Annotated in this window: 13 protein-coding genes and 1 tRNA gene; 8 read left to right on the forward strand and 6 right to left on the reverse strand. The window is 73.6% G+C overall.

The genetic code is table 11. From position 1 onward, the window contains the following. The first annotated feature begins 36 nt into the window (after positions 1-36). From ANAE109_RS00095 to ANAE109_RS00125, 7 genes are all read left to right on the forward strand, one after another. Positions 37-109, forward strand: a tRNA-Phe gene (locus tag ANAE109_RS00095). Positions 110-667: 558 nt separating this feature from the next. Further along, positions 668-2,701: an IPT/TIG domain-containing protein gene (locus ANAE109_RS00100; RefSeq protein WP_041448010.1), complete on the forward strand. Its 2,034-nt coding sequence runs from the start codon at positions 668-670 to the stop codon at positions 2,699-2,701. Between the two features lie 305 nt (positions 2,702-3,006). After that, positions 3,007-4,518, forward strand: a complete 1,512-nt coding sequence (locus ANAE109_RS00105) for an OmpA family protein (protein ID WP_143827876.1) — start codon at positions 3,007-3,009, stop codon at positions 4,516-4,518. Between the two features lie 249 nt (positions 4,519-4,767). Next, a complete protein-coding gene (locus ANAE109_RS00110; RefSeq protein ID WP_011984346.1) occupies positions 4,768-6,162 on the forward strand; it encodes a PP2C family protein-serine/threonine phosphatase in 1,395 nt (464 codons plus the stop codon). Next, on the forward strand, positions 6,159-6,815 hold the full coding sequence (locus tag ANAE109_RS00115) for a hypothetical protein (protein WP_041448011.1): 657 nt from the start codon (positions 6,159-6,161) through the stop codon (positions 6,813-6,815). The genes ANAE109_RS00110 and ANAE109_RS00115 overlap by 4 nt, the downstream gene beginning before the upstream one ends. Then, positions 6,812-7,351: an ATP-binding protein gene (locus ANAE109_RS00120; protein ID WP_011984348.1), complete on the forward strand. Its 540-nt coding sequence runs from the start codon at positions 6,812-6,814 to the stop codon at positions 7,349-7,351. The genes ANAE109_RS00115 and ANAE109_RS00120 overlap by 4 nt, the downstream gene beginning before the upstream one ends. Beyond that, a complete protein-coding gene (locus ANAE109_RS00125) occupies positions 7,348-7,689 on the forward strand; it encodes an STAS domain-containing protein (protein ID WP_011984349.1) in 342 nt (113 codons plus the stop codon). The genes ANAE109_RS00120 and ANAE109_RS00125 overlap by 4 nt, the downstream gene beginning before the upstream one ends. Positions 7,690-7,722: 33 nt before the next feature. Here ANAE109_RS00125 and ANAE109_RS00130 read toward each other — a convergent pair whose 3' ends face one another. Together ANAE109_RS00130 and ANAE109_RS00135 are read right to left on the reverse strand one after the other, a co-directional pair. Next, positions 7,723-7,929 (reverse strand): helix-turn-helix domain-containing protein, encoded by a 207-nt coding sequence (locus ANAE109_RS00130; protein ID WP_041448012.1) that lies wholly within the window; start codon positions 7,927-7,929, stop codon positions 7,723-7,725. Between the two features lie 120 nt (positions 7,930-8,049). Then, entirely contained in the window at positions 8,050-8,775 is a 726-nt protein-coding gene (locus ANAE109_RS00135; protein WP_011984351.1) for a response regulator transcription factor, read from the reverse strand. A gap of 84 nt (positions 8,776-8,859) precedes the next feature. On the opposite strand from ANAE109_RS00135, the gene ANAE109_RS00140 reads away from it, so the two are divergent. Then, a complete protein-coding gene (locus tag ANAE109_RS00140) occupies positions 8,860-11,313 on the forward strand; it encodes an Rv1355c family protein (RefSeq protein WP_011984352.1) in 2,454 nt (817 codons plus the stop codon). 18 nt (positions 11,314-11,331) lie between these two features. Here the strand turns inward: ANAE109_RS00140 and ANAE109_RS23145 are convergent, their stop codons facing one another. The 4 genes from ANAE109_RS23145 to ANAE109_RS23150 form a co-directional block, all read right to left on the reverse strand. Next, the gene (locus tag ANAE109_RS23145; RefSeq protein ID WP_049768486.1) at positions 11,332-14,070 is read right to left on the reverse strand and encodes a PAS domain-containing protein; all 2,739 of its coding nucleotides are present in this window, start codon (positions 14,068-14,070) and stop codon (positions 11,332-11,334) included. A 160-nt stretch (positions 14,071-14,230) separates the two neighbouring features. Beyond that, on the reverse strand, positions 14,231-15,166 hold the full coding sequence (locus tag ANAE109_RS00150; RefSeq protein WP_011984354.1) for an aldo/keto reductase: 936 nt from the start codon (positions 15,164-15,166) through the stop codon (positions 14,231-14,233). Beyond that, positions 15,142-16,488, reverse strand: a complete 1,347-nt coding sequence (locus ANAE109_RS00155; protein ID WP_011984355.1) for an NTP/NDP exchange transporter — start codon at positions 16,486-16,488, stop codon at positions 15,142-15,144. The genes ANAE109_RS00150 and ANAE109_RS00155 overlap by 25 nt, the downstream gene beginning before the upstream one ends. A 130-nt stretch (positions 16,489-16,618) precedes the next feature. Next, positions 16,619-18,001 (reverse strand): ATP-binding protein, encoded by a 1,383-nt coding sequence (locus ANAE109_RS23150; RefSeq protein ID WP_011984356.1) that lies wholly within the window; start codon positions 17,999-18,001, stop codon positions 16,619-16,621. Positions 18,002-18,057: the final 56 nt, after the last annotated feature.

Here is an 18,057-nt window from a genome sequence, read left to right on the forward strand (position 1 = left end):
CTACCCCGCGACGGCCCCCGGGCCGGACGCACCTTCGCCTGGGTAGCTCAGTCGGTAGAGCAGGGGACTGAAAATCCCCGTGTCGGTGGTTCGATTCCGCCCCCAGGCACTTCCACCTCGTCCGGCATCCGAGGCCCCGCTGACCGCACGGTTCGCGGGGCTTCCCTGTTTTCAGGGCCGGTGACGTGGTTTGCTCTGCGTGTGCCTCGCGCGCGACTCGCCGCGGGAATGCTCCGGAGCACGCGGGTCGAGTAGATGGCGGGCGCGCGCGGCCCGGTCACGAGCACCACCGCGGCCGCACGGACGCTCGCAGAGGTTCGCCGCGTCGCCGCCCGTCGCCTGCACACGCGCTCGATCGGTTTCAGCGTCGGCCGCACGAGGGCGGCGCCTCGCCGCGCGCCTTCGGGTCCGCCCTCGCTGGAGCTAGCGCGGGCGCGGCGGTCTCCGAGTCGCATGGAAGAGCAGCGGCTTCGGGCGCACAGTGGCGATGCCGTGACGTTGCCCGTCAGGATCGTCGCGCCGCGCGGGGGGGCGGCACCACACGAGCGGCAGGGATCGCGCAGTCTGGAGTCGCGGACTCGCCCTCTCGTGCCAGGCGCTCGCGTGTGGCCGACTCGCGGCAAGGCGCACGACAGGAGGTCGTGTGATGCGTCGCTCGAGCGTACTCATGGCAGCGCTGGCGCTGGCGCTGGCGGCCTGCGGCCCGCCCGAACGGAGCGATGAGCGGACCAGCTCATCCGCGCCGGTCGAGGCGGCGGCAGCGGCGAAGCAGATCGAGCTCACCAGCTACACGTATGGAAAGATCGACGGGCAGCTGGCCGATCAGCTCGTGAAGGTGTTCTCCCCCAAGAAGTGGCGCGGAGAGACCGACGGCCCGGTGCTCCTCTCCGGAGCGAGCCTCGCCACGCTCACCGACGATCAGAAGGCCGCGCTGAAGACGATCCTGAAGGAGGGGCATGCCATCCTGATCACGGGCGTCACGCAGGAGCAGCTCGTGCGGGCGCATGACCTCATCGCCCAGAAGTATCCCTCGATCAAGCTCTCGGGCACCACGCCAGCGGAGCTCTACGTGCTCGCCTACCCCCAGGAGCGAGTGCGCACGCTGGCGATCCGATCCGTCTCCCCCGGGCGCCTTCCCTGGGACAGCGAGAAGCGCTACGCGGCTCACGCGAAGGCGGTCGCCGAATGGTTCCAGGAGCACGTCCGGGGGACGCAGCCGGTCGCCATGGCCGTCGCCGCGGACAGCAACTACAACGTCTTGCCGACCGACAGCACGCAGTTTCCGTTCATGCACTCTCACCAGTACGAGATGGCGGCGTACTACAACGGGACGTGCAAGACGACGGATTCGTGCATCAACATCGTCAAGACGAATCTGTATGCCTGGGCGGTGCACAACCCCTTGCCGTCGACGTCGGAGCAGCCCACCGATTACATCGTCGCGCGGGTGACGGGCGACATCAACGTCTCGGACTGCGTGCTCCCCCTCGGTGGCGATGGGGATCGGTTCGCGGGCTACTGGCTCCAGCAAGCCAACTTCAGCGCCCACATCCCGGACATGACGGTGAGTGGCTACCGGCTGGTGGACGGCGTCCTGCTGGGCGACACCGCGCCTGGGAACGCGAACCCCGACGTGACGGTGAACAAGGGCGTCAGCTTCAGCTTCGGGGGGTCGGGGACGATCGGCTCGAGCGCGGGGTTCTCGGGGGCGAAGCCCAGCGCAGAGGTCAGCAAGTCCCTCGGCTTCAACTTCGGCGTGACCTACACGAACGAGACGCAGACCACCTACAAGGCGATGCAGACGATCGCGAAGGTCCCCGCCGACGCATCGAATCCATCGAAGGTGCTGTGGACCTGGGATTCCTGGCGCTTCGTCGAGGACAACATCAAGCCGGCCAACCACGCCTGTGGCGGCCCCGGGCTCCTCAAGGAGAATCTCCCGTCCATCATCTACGGGGGTGGGCTCAGCGGGGCAGACGCGTCCCAGGCGGAATTCGTGTGGGCGCTGAAGCCCGACGTCCGTCGCGCGCTGGGGACCAACGTCAATGACGGTTACACCTACCTGCCCGTGCAGGTCGACACGTCCATGCTCCTGGGATGGGCGTTCTTCTGGCAGGACATCGGCTATTGCTCCGAGAGCGACGCCTCGGCCACGGGGTACCATTACAAGCTCGGCGGGAAGAGCATCGACATCGTGGGCACGACGAGCTCCCCGTTCGCCACCGCCCCGAACAACACGGCCCTGTATGCCGGGGATGGCCTCGCGTTCGATTCGGGCTGCGGCACCGCGGTGAACTTCGGCACCATCCCGCTCGGGAACAGGCTGAGCTGCGATGGCAATCACCCCTGCCTCAACCCCGGTCCTCCCTTTGCGTTCGAGCCCATGGAGGTCACGATCCCGCTCGCCCCGGATCCGCGCAGGATGACGCTGACGAGCATCGAGCCGACGGCCGGTCCGATGGGCGCGAGGATCACGCTGCGAGGAACCGCCCTGAACACCGCCACGTACGTGTACATCGGTGGACAGCCGGCCCCGGCGTCACTGGAGTTCGAGAACGGCGTCCCGGTGATCACGACGGTGGCCCCGGCCCTGAACTATCCGGCCGGGTATACGGTCCGGATCGAGGTCCAGAACGCCGTCGTGACCAGCCAGGACTTCGACTTCACGTATACGGGTATGCCGCCGGCGCCAGACGACTAGGAGGACGTGAGCCGGGTTCAGACCCGACAGCGAGCGTGTCGATCCGGGCTCGTCCGCGGTTGCCGGCGGACGAGCCCGCTCGCGCGTCCTGCGTGAACGAGCACCGCGGCGCGTGCTCGGGACGGGAGGCGGTCCCGGCGGGCGAGGTCCCCGCGGTCGTCGGGCGCCGGCGCGGCGCTGCACTCCCCGATCCCGGAGCACGGGCCCCCCATGGCCCTCCCGCGCACGGGTGGGCAGGTGTGGTAGCATCCGCTCGCCCAAACGATACCAACAGGGGGACTCACGTGAATATCGTTCGTAGTTTCGTGACATTGCTGTCGGTGGCGCTCGCCTCGGCGGCCGCCGCCCAGGAGAGCTTCGAGCTCGAGAGGCTCCAGCTCGACCCCGCCGCGCGCGGCTCTCTCGTCGTCGGCGACGGCGAGGTCGCGCCCGCCGGCACCGTCCGTGGCGTGGCCGCGTTCGACCGCCAGCATCGCTCCCTCGTGACCCGCGGCGATGATCTCCTCGGCCGGCGCGACGACCGAGGCTGGGCCGCGGTCGTCGAGGACCGAGACACGCTGCGCCTGACCCTCGACTACGTCGTCCTGCCTCGCGTCGAGCTCTACGGGCGCGTCAACTTCGTCATGAACCAGGGCGAGGGGCTGCAGGCCGCGTCGTCGGGCTTCGGCGCCACGTCCTTCGGTCTCAGGCTCGGCGCGCTGCAGCAGGCCTCGGGCGCGCCCTTCAACCTCGCGCTCGCGGGCGAGTTCTTCGCGCCCTGGGGCACGAGGAGCATCTTCGCGAAGCCTGCGAACCCCGCCGGCCTCTTTCGCCTCGAGCTCGGCCGTGACTTCGGAAAGAACACCGTCGGCGTCGAGGGCGGCTACTACCTCACCGACGAGCAGCTCGTCGGCAGCCGCACGGTCGGCTCGGAGATCCGCTACGGCGTCGTGCTCGCGCGCAAGGGTGTCATCCGGCCCGAGCTCTCCTATCGCGGCGCGGTGGGGGTGGACGGCGAGCGGGGGCCCGCGTACGGCGAGGTCCTCGCGGGCCTGAGGTTCAACATCGGGCCGGTCGAGGTGTTCGGCCTCGGCGGCCCCGGCATCTTCAACCGGTACGGCACCCCGCAGTGGCGCGCCCTCGCAGGCTTCGCGCTCCGCTTCGAGCGCCAGGAGAAGGCCGAGGAGCCGGCCCCCGCGCCCGAGCCCGCCCCCGCGGCGGCGCCGCCCCCGCCCCCGCCCGCGGATCCGTGCGCGCCCGGCCAGGCGCACACGCCCGACCAGTGCCCCGACCTCGACGACGACGGCGACGGCGTGGCGAACAGGGACGACGAGTGCCCGTCGGAGCAGGGGCTCGCGGAGCTGAAGGGCTGCGCGGCGAAGGACGGGGACGGCGACGGCGTGCCGGATCACCAGGACAAGTGTCCGGCGGAGGCGGGCTCTGCGGACAACGAGGGCTGCCCGCGCGTGGTGGTCGAGAAGGAGGCGAAGAAGGTCGAGCTCAGGGAGAAGGTCCAGTTCGACACCGGCAAGGCGACCATCAAGCCGGAGTCCGCCGGGCTCCTCGACGAGATCGCGAAGGTGCTCGCGGAGCACGCCGAGATCACCCGCGTCGTCATCGAGGGTCACTCCGACTCGTCCGGCGGCGCCGCGCTGAACAAGCGGCTCTCGCAGGCGCGCGCCGACGCGGTGCTGAAGGCGCTCGTCGAGCGGGGCATCGCCAAGGAGCGGCTGTCGGCGAAGGGCTTCGGCCCGAGCCGCCCGATCGCCTCCAACGACACCCCCGAGGGCCGTGAGGCCAACCGGCGGGTCGAGATCTCGATCGCCCAGTCCGAGTAGCCGAATGCACGGGAAGTGACGAAGGCCCCCGGTTCTGCCGGGGGCCTTCGGCTTTTCCGGGTGCGCCCTCCCGCCTCGAGCCGGGGTGGGCCGCGGGGCGCCGGGGCGCGGCCGCGCGGCGGCCACGCGCGCCCTCGCTCGAAGCCGAGCGCGCATCCGAGGCGCTCGCCGGGACCCGCTGCCCGCGCCGCCCGCGACCAGCGCAGGCCCTGCCGCGCGCGGCGACGGTGAGGCATACTGCCCGTCCAGATGCACTCCGAGGTCGTGCAGAACCTCCTCGTCCTCCTGGCGGGGGCGGCCCTCATCAACACCGGCTTCGCGGCGGCGTTGTGGCGCAGCACGCGCGACCCGCTGTTCCGCATGCTCTTCGTCGCCTGGGCGTCGGTGATCGCGTCCGCGCTGCTCCAGAGCGCGCTCACGCAGAACCACCTGGCGGTCACGCTCGGCTTCGCCTCCGTCTTCGTCAACAACGCGGCCTTCGCGCAGCTCCTCGCCTCGGTGGCCGAGGTCGCGGTGCCGTGGCGCAGGCTCGTCCTGCTCCTCGGCGGGGGGCTCGCCTGCTCCGTCCTCGCCGCGGCGGCCGGGGCGCCCTTCGTCGTGGTCGCGGGGCCGACCGCGGTCGCCGTCGCCGCGCCCTCGCTGGCGGTCGGGCTCGACGTCATCCGCCACCGCTGGACCACGCTCCACGCGCAGGGACGCGCCCTGGCGCTGGCCTGCATCCTCTTCTCGGCGCACAACCTCGACTACGTGTTCCTGCGCGGCCGCGAGGGGCTCGCGCCCGTCGGGTTCACGGTGGCGTTCCTCGTGATCTTCGCGATCTCGATCAGCGCGCCCGCGGCGCTCCTCGAGGTGGTGACGAAGCGGCAGGCGCGCCTCGCGGCCCAGATCGAGATCGCCCGCACGCTCCAGGCGCGGCTCGTGCCCCCCGACTCCCGCCTCGAGCGGTTCGAGTTCGCCTGCCACATGCGGCAGGCCGACTCGGTCGGCGGGGACTACCTGCACCACTTCGAGACGGAGGACAGCGAGTGGTTCTTCGCGGGAGACGTGGTCGGGCACGGCTTCCACTCCGGGCTGCTGGCGCTCATGGCGCACAGCGCGCTCTCGTCGATCATCGAGGCGCGCCCGGAGGTCTCGCCCCGCGAGCTGAACCACCTCGTGAACCGGGTCCTGTGGCGGAACCTCGCCCAGCTCGAGGACCGGCGCTTCATGACGATCGTGGCGATCCGGAGGGACGCGCGCGGCGACCGGCTCGTGGTGAGCGGCTGCCACGAGGACCTGCTCGTCTACCGCGCCGCCTCGAAGGAGGTGCAGACGCTGGAGGTCCAGCACCTGCCCCTCGGCGTCGGCTTCACGCCCGATCTCCCCCTCGAGCGCATCGGCGACGCCACGCTCGAGCTCCGCCCCGGAGACCTGGTGTTCGTGGGGACGGACGGGGTGTTCGAGGCGGCGCGCCACGGTCGTCACGAGCTCGGGCTGTTCGGCCCCGAGCCGGTCGTGGAGCTGCTGTCCCGCTGCGGCGACGAGCCGCTGGGGGAGCTCCGGCGGCGCCTGGTGGAGCGGCTCGACGAGTTCACCGACGGTCGCTACGCGGACGACGTCGCGTTCTTCATGCTGCGCGCGCGCGCCCCGGGCGCTCCGGCATGAGGCTGCGGCTCGAGATCGCCGCGGGCTCCGGCGACGTGCTGCGCTGCCGGCAGCTCGTGGGCGAGGTCTACCACCGCCGCTACGGCGTGGTCTTCTCGGGCGACACCTACGACCTGGACCGCAAGATCGAGCCGTGGCCGCACCGCTTCCTGATGGGCTTCGCCGGGGACGAGCTGGCCGCGGTGTGCGGGCTGTACGTGCGCAACACCTACGTGGAGCGCTTCGGGCGCGTCACCGACGACGAGGTCGCCGGCCACGTGCGCGCGCTGGGGCTCGAGGACCGCTACGAGCCCGCCGCGCGGCGCGAGCTCACGAAGCTGGTCGTCGCGCCGCGCCTGCGCAACTCCGGGCTCGGCCCGCTGTTCGTCGCTATCGCCCACGCGCGCGCGTTCGTGGAGCTCGACGCGGCGCGGCCGCCGCTCGTCACGTTCTGCGTCGTCCGTTCCATGCGGCGCCTCGTCGAGCGGCACGGGATCCGGCCGCGACACCTCAAGCCGTTCCCCCACTACAAGGTCCACGAGCTCTACCGATCGGAGCGCAACCCGATGGACAGCTACCTCGTCGTCCCGCACCTCGACGTACCGACCGCGTTCCGAGACCTGCGCATCCCGGGGGAGCACGAGCTGGACCCCTGGCTGGGAGACGAGCGATGAGCACCCCCACCGTCCTCGGCGCGTTCCCCGAGGTCACCCCCCCGCCGCTCAGCGCGATCGAGCTGGAGGTCTTCCCGATAGACCTCGTGACCGAGTGGCGACGTTGCGGCATGATCGCCGACTTCATGGCCGACTACATGGGGCAAGGCTTCGAGCGGCCCGACACGGCGCGCAGCGTCCTCTCCACCGTGATGAACGAGCTCGTGGAGAACGCCGCCAAGTTCAGCGCGGACGCTCGCGCGCCGGCCCGCGCCTCGATCCGCCACCACGGTGAGGTGGTGCACCTCGAGATCCAAAACGAGGCCACCGAGCAGCACCTCCAGAGCCTGCGGGACCTGCTCCCCGCGCTCGCCCGGGGCGACGCGGCCGACGTGTTCCACCGGCGGGTACAGGATCGGCGCGGGCTCGGCATCGCCCTGCTCGCTAAGGATTACGGCGCGACCGTGGGGGCCACGGTCCTGCCCGCCCAGGCGGGCGGAAGGGTGACGGTCTGCCTGCGCGTGGAGCTCAGCGCGGCGGAGGTCGAGCAGCGATGAAGCCGAACAAGGCGGACTACTCGGTGGAGGCGGGGCCGTCCCCGGGCACGTGGCTCCTGCGCGGGGTGATGCGCCTCGAATCGCCCGAGGCCTACGCGCGGGCGTTCGAGCCCTTGATCGCCTCCCTGGGGAGGGGCCCGGCCATCTCGATCGACCTGACGCAGGTCGCCTTCCTGAACAGCTCCGGGATCCGGGCGCTCGCCGACGTGCTCCTGCAGGCGCGCGACAAGCGCTGCCAGGTGAAGCTGTTCGGGAGCGCGGCGGTCCCGTGGCAGAAGAAGCTCGCGAGCTCGCTCACGGCCCTCTTCCCCGAGATCGTGATGCGCGTCGACCGCTGAGCCGTCGCGCGGCGCTCGGCCGCGCCGGCCCGCTCACTCGAGCAGCGACGTCGGCGAGACCGCGAGGGCCTTCGCGAGGCACTCGAGCGTCTCGAGGGGCGGCGTCCGCTGGCGCCGCTCGAGCATCGAGATGTAGGAGACCGAGAGCCGCGCCTTCGTGGCGAGGGCCTCCTGGGACAGCTTGCGGCGGAGACGTTCGCTCTTGAGGTTCAGGGCGAACTTGTCGGCGAGTGCGGGCATGTGAAGGCTCCGGGTGAGGTACGCCCTCCGTGACATTGCGGACTCCGCAACATGTGCTGCGAGGGCGGCACGAGGGACACTACCACTCAGCGTGAGGATGCGCCAGGACGCAGCGTGTCCCTACTTGCGGGGGCGCGCCGCCGGGAACGGGACGTCGTACCGCGCGAGGAGTCGCCGCAGCGAGAAGTAGGACACGCCGAGCGCCTTCGCGAGGCCGCGCGGGTCGCGCGCGAAGAAGCGCGTGGCGGCGAGGAGATAGCGGCGCGCGGCCTCGCGGAAGGGCAGGACGTCCTCACGCGAGTGCAGCGGCCACAGCCCCGGCATCGTGCCGACGAGCTCCCCGGCGAGCTGGGCCAGCCTGCCGCGGGCCTCCTCCACGTCCGCCTCCTGCTTCTCGATGGTGTGGGTGAGCCGCCGGCGCTCGATGGCCAGGTCCACCACGTGGGCCAGCGCCGCGCTCGACTCGTCGCGGCAGTCGAAGAAGAAGTCCGCGCCGGCCATCACCGCGGCCATCGCATCCGACGCCCCCGCCGTCGTGGCGTACGCCAGGATGGCGAGGTCCTCGCGCGCCTCGCGGAGCTCCCGGATCGTCTCGAGCCCCGGCCCCTTGGGCAGCTCGAGGTTCACCATCGCGATGGTGACGCCGCCGGCGCGCCTGAGCGATTCGCGACCGCCCGGGACGGCGACGATCTTGAACCGGGGGTGAAGGCCGCGCTCGCCTGGCTGCTCGCGTCCGCGGACCTGGGCGAGGCGCTCGCGCAGCACCCGGCGGTGGGCGTCGTCCGGGGCTACGAGCAGGAGCACGTCATCGAACGCGTCGGGATGATCCCAGCGGATCGCGCGCATCGCGGCTTCGTCTATCACGTCTGGTCGCGGGGTTCATTCGGAGGCGTACACTCGGTCCGAACACCCAACGGGAGGCACCCTGCAATGCGCGGTCCGCACCAGCTGGAGTTTCGGGAGACCGCCCAGTCGCCGCGGCCCCGCCCCGCCGGCCCTCCCGGCTTCGAGCACGCGCCGCCCGATCCGGACCGGGTGCTGCGGCCCGGCCACGAGGGGAACCGGTGGCGGCCGGAGGCGTTCGCCGCAGGCGACCCGGCGGCGCGCGAGCGGCTCGCCGCGCGCGTCGTCGAGGGCGGCCTCGCCGTGCACGACACGCTGCGGGAGCAGCTCGTGGAGCTCCTCGAGACCCGCGAGCCCGCCCGGGAGCTCGAGCCCGCGGAGCTGGGCGAGCGGCTTGCGGCGCATCTCGAGGGGGCGCCGCTCGCGCACCACGGCACCTGGTTCCTCTACCCGTGGTCCCGGCGGGTCGTGCACGTGCTGCCGGAGGACGAGTTCCGCGAGCTCCGGGCGAGCCGGAACAGGAACAAGATCTCGTCCGAGGAGCAGGAGCGGCTCCGCGCCCTCCGGCTCGGCGTCATCGGGCTCTCGGTGGGGAGCGCGAGCGCGGTCGCCCTCGCGATGGAGCAGGTGGGCGGGGAGCTCTACCTCGCGGACCACGACCGGCTGAGCCTCTCGAACCTGAACCGGCTCCGGGCCGGCGTGCACGAGATCGGGCTCCCCAAGGCCGTGCTCACCGCGCGCGCCATCGCCGAGCTCGATCCGTACCTGCGCGTGCGACCGTTCCTGGACGGGATCACCGACGGGAACATGGACGCGTTCCTTCGACCCGGCGGGCGTCCGCTCGACCTGCTCGTGGAGGAGTGCGACGACCTCTACGTGAAGGTGCGGGTGCGGGAGGCGGCGCGCGCGCTGCGCATCCCCGTGCTCATGGAGACGAGCGACCGGGGCCTCCTCGACGTCGAGCGCTTCGACCTCGAGCCCGGGCGGCCCGTCCTCCACGGCCTCGTCGGCGCCATCGACGCGGAGCGCCTCCGCGGCCTCGACACCTCGGAGAAGGTGCCCATCGTGCTCCGCATCCTCGGCGAACGGTCGATCTCGCCGCGCCTGGCGGCGTCGCTCGTGGAGGTGAAGGCCACGCTCAAGACCTGGCCGCAGCTCGCCTCGGCCGTCTCGCTCGGCGCTGCGGTCGTGACCGACGCCGCGCGCCGCATCGCGCTCGGCCAGCTCACCTCGTCCGGGCGGTTCTACGTGGACCTCGACGAGCTCGTGCGCGACGGAGCGGGGGCGGCGCTGCCCGGGCTCCAGGACCCCCCGCCCGCGCAGGTCGAAGCGGCGTGCGCCGCCGCGCCGGCCCCGGTCGCCCCCATGGTGGTGCGGTCGCGCGCGGCGCTCGACGCGCAGCGCGTCCGGGAGCTCGTGTGGCTCGCCACGCTCGCGCCGTCCGGGGGGAACTGCCAGCCCTGGCGGTTCTCTTGGGACGGCAAGCGTCTCCGCCTGGTCCACGACGCCGCCCGCTCGCGGTCGTTCCTCGACCACCGCGATCTCGCCAGCTGGCTCGCGTTCGGCGCCGCCGTCGAGAACGTGGCGCTCGCCGCGGCCGCGATGGGGCTCGACGCCGCGGTCGAGCTCCGCCCGGATCCGGGCGATCCCGCCGCGGTGTGCGATCTCCGCTTCGCCGCGACGGGCGGCGCCGCGCCGGCGAGCGTCGTCGCGCTCGCGGCGGCCATCCCGGAGCGGGTCACGAACCGCAAGCTCGCGCCGCGCGCTCCGCTCGCCCGGCACGCGCACGACCTCCTCCTCCGCGTCGCCGCGGAGGTGCCCGGCGCGGCGCTGCACCTCGTCGAGGACCCGGAGCGGCTCGCCGCGCTCGGCGAGGTGCTCGGGCGAGGGGACCGGCTGCGCTTCCTCTCGCGCACCATGCATCGCGAGATGATGGGGGAGCTCCGCTGGAGCGCCGAGGAGGCGCGCGCGACGCGCGACGGCCTGGACGTCGCCACGCTCGAGCTCTCCGGCGCGGATCAGGCGGGCCTGCGCGTGATGTCGTCCTGGGCCGCGATGGAGCTCGTGGGCCGCCTCGGCGGCGGGCGCGCCCTCGAGAAGCCGGCGGCGCGGGCGATGGCGGCGGCGAGCGCCGCGGGCCTCGTCTCCGTGCCCGAGCACACGCGCGAGGCCTACTTCGCAGGGGGCCGGGCCATGCAGCGCGTGTGGCTCCAGGCGACGGTCCTCGGCCTCGCGTTCCAGCCCATGACGCCGCTCACGTACCTCTTCGCGCGCCTGGCGTCCGGCGGCGGCGAGGGGCTCACGCCGGCGGAGGCCACCACGCTGCGCGAGCTGCGGGGCCGGCTCGACCGGCTGTTCCCCGACGCGCGGGGGCGGGGGGAGCCCATGCTGTTCCGGCTCGCCGTCGCGCCCCCGGCGAGCGCGCGCGCCCTGCGCCGCGGCGTCGAGGAGGTGCTGGAGGTCGATCCGTCGGCGGAAACGCGGGCGGGTCCGCTCCGGGCGGCGCCGTTCACGTCCGCGACGCACCGGCGCGCCGGCTGAGCGGCGGTGTGAGGTCGATCACGCCCGCGCGGGGGTGAGGCCCGGCGCGCGCGCGCTCAGGGCCCCGATGACCCGCTGCAGCTCGTCGCTGCTCACGGGCTTGGCGAGGTGGCGGTCGAAGCCCGCCTCGATGGCCCGGCGCTGGTCGTCCGGGAGGGCGTAGCCCGTGAGCGCCACGAGCGGAAGGTCGGCCAGCGCGAGGTCCGACCGGATCGCGCGGGCGACCTCGTACCCGTCCATCCCCGGGAGGCCGATGTCGCAGAGCACGACGTCGGGGCGGAACGCGCGCACCTGCTCCATCGCCCCGTGCCCGTCGTGCGCCACGCCGACCTCGTGGCCGCACATCTCCAGCATCAGGCAGAGCGTCTCCGCCGCGTCGAGGTTGTCCTCGACGATCAGCACGCGCCGTGGCCGGGCCGCGGCGGCGGGCTCCTCGTCCCGGACGCTCCCGGACGGCGCGTCCGCGCAACGAGGGAAGCGCAGCGTGAACTCGGCGCCGCGCGCGATCCCCTCGCTGCGCGCCTCGACGGTCCCCCCGTGCAGCTCGACGAGCCCCTTCACCAGGGCGAGCCCCAGCCCGAGCCCCCCGCGGCTCCGGTGGAGGGAGTCCTCCGCCTGGATGAACGGCTCGAAGACCCGGCCGAGCAGCCGCGGCGCGATGCCCACGCCGGTGTCGCGAACCGTGACGCGCGCGCGGGCGTCGTCCTCCGCGGCCACCTCGACCTCCACCCGCCCGCCCGCGCCGGTGAACTTCGCGGCGTTCACGAGGACGTTCCCCACGATCTGCGCCAGCCGGGTGCGATCGCCGTCCACCCAGAGCGGTCGGTCCGCGCCGGAGACCCGGAGCCCGAGCTCTTGCTGCGCGAACAGGGCAGCGTGATCGTCGACCGTGCGGCGGACGATCCCGGCGAGGTCGACGAGCGTCCGGCGCAGCTGGATCTTCCCGCGGGAGATGCGCGTCACGTCGAGCAGGTCGTCGACGAGCCGGGCGCCTCCTCGGCCCGCTTCTGCTCGCGCTCGCGATGCTCGAGAAGCGCCCAGGGCGTCCTCGTCGCGGCGTCGCTCCGTGATGTCCACGAGGGCGACCACGGCGCCGCGGGGGTCGCCGAGCTCGTCGCGCAGTGGCGCTGCGTTGCCGAGGACGTGCCGCCTCGTCCCGTCCGCGAACACGAGGCTGAACTCGTGGTTCCTGACCTCGACGCCTCGCGCCGCCGCCACCTGGAGCGGGAGCTCGTGCGCCGGGATCTCGACCCCGTCCTTCATCGCGCGGAAGCTCGGCGCGCCGTCGCCCGGCACGGTGCGGGAGAGGTTCACCGCGGGCGGAAGCCGCAGCAGCTCGCGGCAGAGGTTGTTCGCCTCGACGTGGCGAGCGTCGCGCTCGCGCGTGATGCACACGGCGGCCGGCACCGCGTCCAGCACGGCCTCCAGCTCGTCGGCCCGGGCGCGCGCGCGCTCCTCGGCCTCGCGCAGCGAGTGCTCGGCGTGCTTGCGCTCGGTGATGTCGCGCGTGACGGCCAGCACCGACGCGACGCCCTCGTCCTCCCCGGGCTCGGGCGCGAGGCGCGCCTCGTGGTACCCCGTCCCGTGGGGCCCATCGAAGCGGAACTCCAGCGTGCGCGGCTCCCCGGTCTCGAACACGCGTGCGAGCCCCGCCTCGAGGCAGGCGACCAGGTCGGCCGGGAGCTCCAGCTCCGCGCTCGTCTTGCCGGTGACGTGCGCCGCCGGGATCCCGGTCACCCGCCCGAGCGCGGCGTTGGCGTACAGCAAGCGCATGTCGCGGTCGAACCGGGTGATGACGTCCGGCGCGTGCTCGGCGAGCGTCCGGAACCGCTCCTCGCTGCGCCGGAGGGCCTGGGAGCCGCGGGCTCGCGTGATGGCCAGCGCGGCGTGATTCGCGATGGCCTCGGCGAAGTCGAGGTCCGGCTGCGGCGGACGATCGCCCTCGGCGCGGGCGACGTAGAGGAGCCCGAGCCGCTGCCCTTGCACGGAGACGGGGGCGATGAGCCAGCTCCGCGCGCCACGGCTCTTCAGCCAAGCGAGGCCCTCACCCTGGCCGTGACCTCCGCTCACGAACCTCGGGCGGCGCTCCGCGAGGGCCGCCCTCCCGGCGGGGATGGCGTCGACGTCGAGCACCGTCCCGGTGCGACCCAGCTTCCACGCCTCGCTGTGCACCCTGGCGTGCCGCCCGTCGGGCTCGAGAAGGAGGAACGCTCCGTCGACCCCGCCGAGCAGCTCGGTCCCGCGCTCGACGGCCGCTCGGAGCACGGCGTCGAGATCGGCCCCCCCGCTCAGGTCCTGGGCCATGGACGCGAGGAGCTCCGCTCTCTCGCGGGCGAGCCGCTCGGCCGTGGGCGTTGCTCCGGACCGGGAGCGCTCGGGCTCGCTTCCCCGCTCGCGCGCGAGCGCCCCCGGCACCTCGCGAGCGGTGAGGAGGACGCCCGCACCGAGGCGGGTGGGCACGGGCACGAGCCGCCCCTCCCAGCACGTCGAGCGGCCGTGCTGATCGATCCGCCGGCGGGACGGGAGCTCGACCGGCTCGCCCCGGCGAGCGCGCTCGAGGAGCGAGGTGAGACCGCCGTCCTCGCCCAGGAGGGCGAGGACGTCCTCGCCGACCGCCTGCGAGGAGAGCCCCATCGCGCGAAGCCAGTCGCCGTTCGCGCGCACGACCCTCCCGTCTGGCGCGACGAGGCACAGCCCGATGCCGGCGTGCGCGAACAGTATGTCCAGCAACGGATCGGTGTCTGTGGCGGTCGGCACGGGCCCCGGTTCCAAATCGAGCCATCCTGCCGTACGGGCACCCGACGGCGCCAGTCCCACCGTGCCCGTGAGCCCACCTCGCCGCCCGCTCGACTCCCAGTCGGGTCCGCCGGAGAGGCGACCGACGCACCGAGGGCATGGCGCGGAGGCTTCGTCGGCGTCACGCCGACTCGACGAACCGCACCATCCGCTCGCGGGCCGCCGCGTCCGGCAAGAGCCCGTGGGCGGCGCCCATGTTGTCCACCAGGTGCTTCACCTTGGAGGTCGCCGGGATCGCGCAGGTGACGGCGGGGTGCGAGACGGCGAACTTGAGGAAGTACTGGGCCCAGCTCGCGATGCCCAGCTCCTTCGCCCACGGTGGCAACGGCTTCCCCCGGACCTTGTCGAAGAGCCCGCCGAGCTGGAACGGCCGGTTCACGAGCACGGCGACGCCGCGCTCCGCGGCGAGCGGCAGCAGGCGGGACTCCACCTCGCGGTCCTCCAGGTTGTAGGAGAGCTGCACGAAGTCGAACCGCTCGCGCCGGAGCGCCTGCTCCAGCTCCTCGTGCATGCGCCCGTGCGAGGTGGTGATGCCGAGGTAGCGGATCCGCCCCGCCGCCTTCCACTCCTTCAGCGTGGCGAGGTGGACCTGCCAGTCGCGCAGGTTGTGGATCTGGATGAGGTCGAGGCGCGGCACGCCCCACAGGCGCCGGGAGCGCTCCATCTGGTCGACGCCCGCCTGCTTCCCGTCCGTCCAGACCTTGGTCGCCGCGAACACCTGGCCGTGCCGCGTCGTCTTCAGCAGCTCGCCGACGACCTCCTCCGCGCGGCCGTACATCGGCGACGAGTCGAGGAGCGCGCCGCCGTGGTCGAAGAACGCCTGGACCACCGGGGCGAGCGCGGCGCGCTCGGCCCCGGGCGGCGCGTCGAAGGTGCGCGAGGTGCCGAGCCCGACGACCGGGATCGCCTCGCCGCTCGAGGGGATCTTCTTCTTCACCACGCTCCTCGACGCCCCGGCCTCCGCCCGCGGAGGCGAGGCCGCGGCCGCGGCGGCGGCGGCGAGGCCGAGGCGCCCCAGGAAGCGCCGGCGGGTCAAGGAGCGGTTCCAGGTCTCCATTCTGCTCCTCCTTCCGTGGACGTCGCGGCCAGCGCCTCCTGGCGCCGGCCGAGCCGGTAGGCGAGCCAGGCCCAGCAGCCCGCCACGGGCACGGCGAGCCACGCGATCGCGCCGAGGCTCGCGCCCAGGGCGCGCAGGCCGGCGTAGGCCCAGGCGCTCAGGGCGTCGCCGCCGCGGTAGACCACGGTGTCGACGAAGCTCTTCGCCTTGTACTTCTCCTCGCGCCCGAGCACGACGTAGAGCAGCTCGCGCGCGGGGCGCGTCACGGCGTAGTCGCCCGCGCGGCGGAGGACCTGTACCGCCACGATCACCGGCAGCACCGGCGCGAAGGCCAGCGCGAGGAAGCCGAGGCCGAGCAGCGCCGGGACGAGCGCGAGCGTCCCGGCGACGCCGAGGACCCTCACCAGGCGGCCGGTGAGCAGCACCTGGACGCCGACGGTGAGCGCGTTCACCGCGAGGTCCATGGCGCCGAACACCGCCGTGCGCTCGGCGGCGCTCGCGAAGGCGTCGCGGACGATCTCCGCCTGCTGGAAGTAGAGCACCGTGGAGGCGGTGGTGAAGAGCAGCATGAACAGCGCGATGCCGAGCAGGTACGGCGAGCGCAGCACGAGCGGCACGGCGGCGAGGACGCCGCCGCCGAGCGGGCGGGCCTCGGCGGCGCGCGCCTGGCCGGGCGCCGCGGCCCGCTGCCGGTCCTTCCAGGCGATGAGCCGGTGGACGCACAGGACGGCGACGCCCATGAACCCGGCGGAGAGGAGCAGCAGGCTGGCGTTCCCGAGCGGGCGCGCGAGCGCGGTGGCGAGCGCCGGACCCACGAGCGCGCCGATCGTCCCGCCCGCCGCGATGAAGCCGAACAGCCGCCTCGCCTGCGCGTTCGTGTAGAGGTCGGCCATGAAGCTCCAGAACACCGACACGACGAACAGGTTGTAGACGCTCGTCCAGATGAAGAAGGCCCGGGCGGCGTGGACCCCGCCGCGCTCGCCGGCGAGGAGCGCGTAGAAGACGAGCAGGTTCGCGATGAAGAAGTAGTAGACGAGCGGCAGGAATCGGCGGCGCGGGAAGCGCGAGGTCACCCAGCCGAAGAGCGGCACCGCGGCGAGCATGGCCACGAAGGTGCCCGTGAACAGCCAGTGAAGCTGCTCGACCCCGCCCGCGATGCCCATCGCGTCCCGCATCGGCCGGACGATGTAGTAGCCGCAGAGGAGCGAGAAGAAGTACGCGAAGGACCAGAGCAGCGCGCGCACCTCCCCCGGCTCGACCTGGACGAGGCGGGTGAGCCGGACGTGGAGCGCGCTCGCGGCGGCGCGGGCGGGGGCGGCCATGCGGCCCCGATATTAGACGGCACGAGCGACCCCGCCTGCGGATCGACCGGGGCGGCCGGTGAACCGCGGGGGGCGCGCGGGGTGCGACCGGCCGCGACCTCCATGGAGGGTGCGCGGCCTCGCCGAGGCGTCACCCTGCATCGAACGGCGGCGCCGGCGCTTTCAGGCCGGAGCCCGCCCAGGCGTGCCGCTCCCGCGGGCGCCCGCGCGGCAGCCGGACGGTGAAGGTGGTGGGGCGGTCCGGCCCCGACGCGACCTCCACGTTCCCGCCGTGCGCCTCCACGATGGTCCGCACGATGAACAGCCCGAGGCCGAGGCCGTCCGCGCCGGCCTGCCGGGCGTCGCCGCGCCGGAAGGGCTCGAAGATGGCGCGCGCGGCCTCGGCCGGGATGGGCGGCCCGTCGTTCTCGACCTCCACGCAGACGGCGTCGTGGTCGCCGATGGCGCGCAGCCGCACCGGGGCGCCGGTGGGCTGGTGCTGGAGCGCGTTCGACACGAGGTTCCCGATCGCCTGCTGGAGCCGGTCGGGGTCCCAGTTCCCGTCGAGGTGCCCGTCGAGCGAGAGGGCGACGGCGTCGGCGCCGTGCCGCAGCCGCACCTCCTCGACGACCGGCCGGCACACCTCGCGCAGGTCGGTGGCACGCGGCGCGAGCGGGATGCCGCCCGCGTCGCGCACCCGCGTGAAGTCGAGCAGGTCGCCGATCATCCGCGCCATGCGCCGGGAGCTCGCCAGGATGCGGGCGAGGGTGCGCGCCTCGGCCGGCGCGAGCGAGCGGCGCGAGAGGAGGGTCGCGCCCGCCTCGATCGCGGAGAGCGGGGTCCGCAGGTCGTGGCCCACGATGCCGAACATGCGCGCCTGCGCCTCGAGGGCGACGTGCCGCTCGCGCTCCCGCGCCTCGTGCGCGGCGAGCGCGCGGCGGACGCTCGTCGCCGCGAACAGCAGCACCGCCGCGAGCGCCAGGTTCGCGACGAGGAACACGGCGTCCCCGAGGGCTGTCTTGCCCGACCAGGCCTGCTCCCGGCGCTCGAGGGCGTCGCGCTCGACCGCGACGAGCCCGGCGCGCACGCGGTCCATCCCGTCGAGCAGGCCGGGGTCCGCCACGGCGTGCCAGGGCGCGCCGCCGACCAGCGCGCCGTCTCGCGCGTCCCGCTCGGCGCGCATGGTCGCGAGCGCGGCGTCGGCGCCGGCGACGAGCGCCTCGGTGCGCGCGCGGAGCGCGGGCTCCCGCTCGGCGCGCGCCGTGAGGGCCGCGAGGTGCGCGCGGATCTCCGACACCGCGCGCTCGTGCCGGGCGAGCTCCGCGGCGCTCCCGTCGAGCAGGTATCCCCGGTGGCTGCTCTCCGCCTCCCGCATCGAGGCGTCGAGCCGCTCGAGGGCGAGCACCGCCCGCGTCGACTCCGCGGCGCGCGCGGCGTTCGCCTGGCGCGAGATCGCGACCGCGAGGTACACGGCCAGCGCCAGCACGATGGCGGTGATGGCGGCGACGAAACCGGCGACGGGTCGGCTGGGCACGCCGATCGTCAACCCGCCGTCCGGGCGAACTGTTCCCTTCCAGGTCGGAGGGCGAC

It is taken from the genome of Anaeromyxobacter sp. Fw109-5 (genome assembly GCF_000017505.1).
Lineage (GTDB): Bacteria > Myxococcota > Myxococcia > Myxococcales > Anaeromyxobacteraceae > Anaeromyxobacter.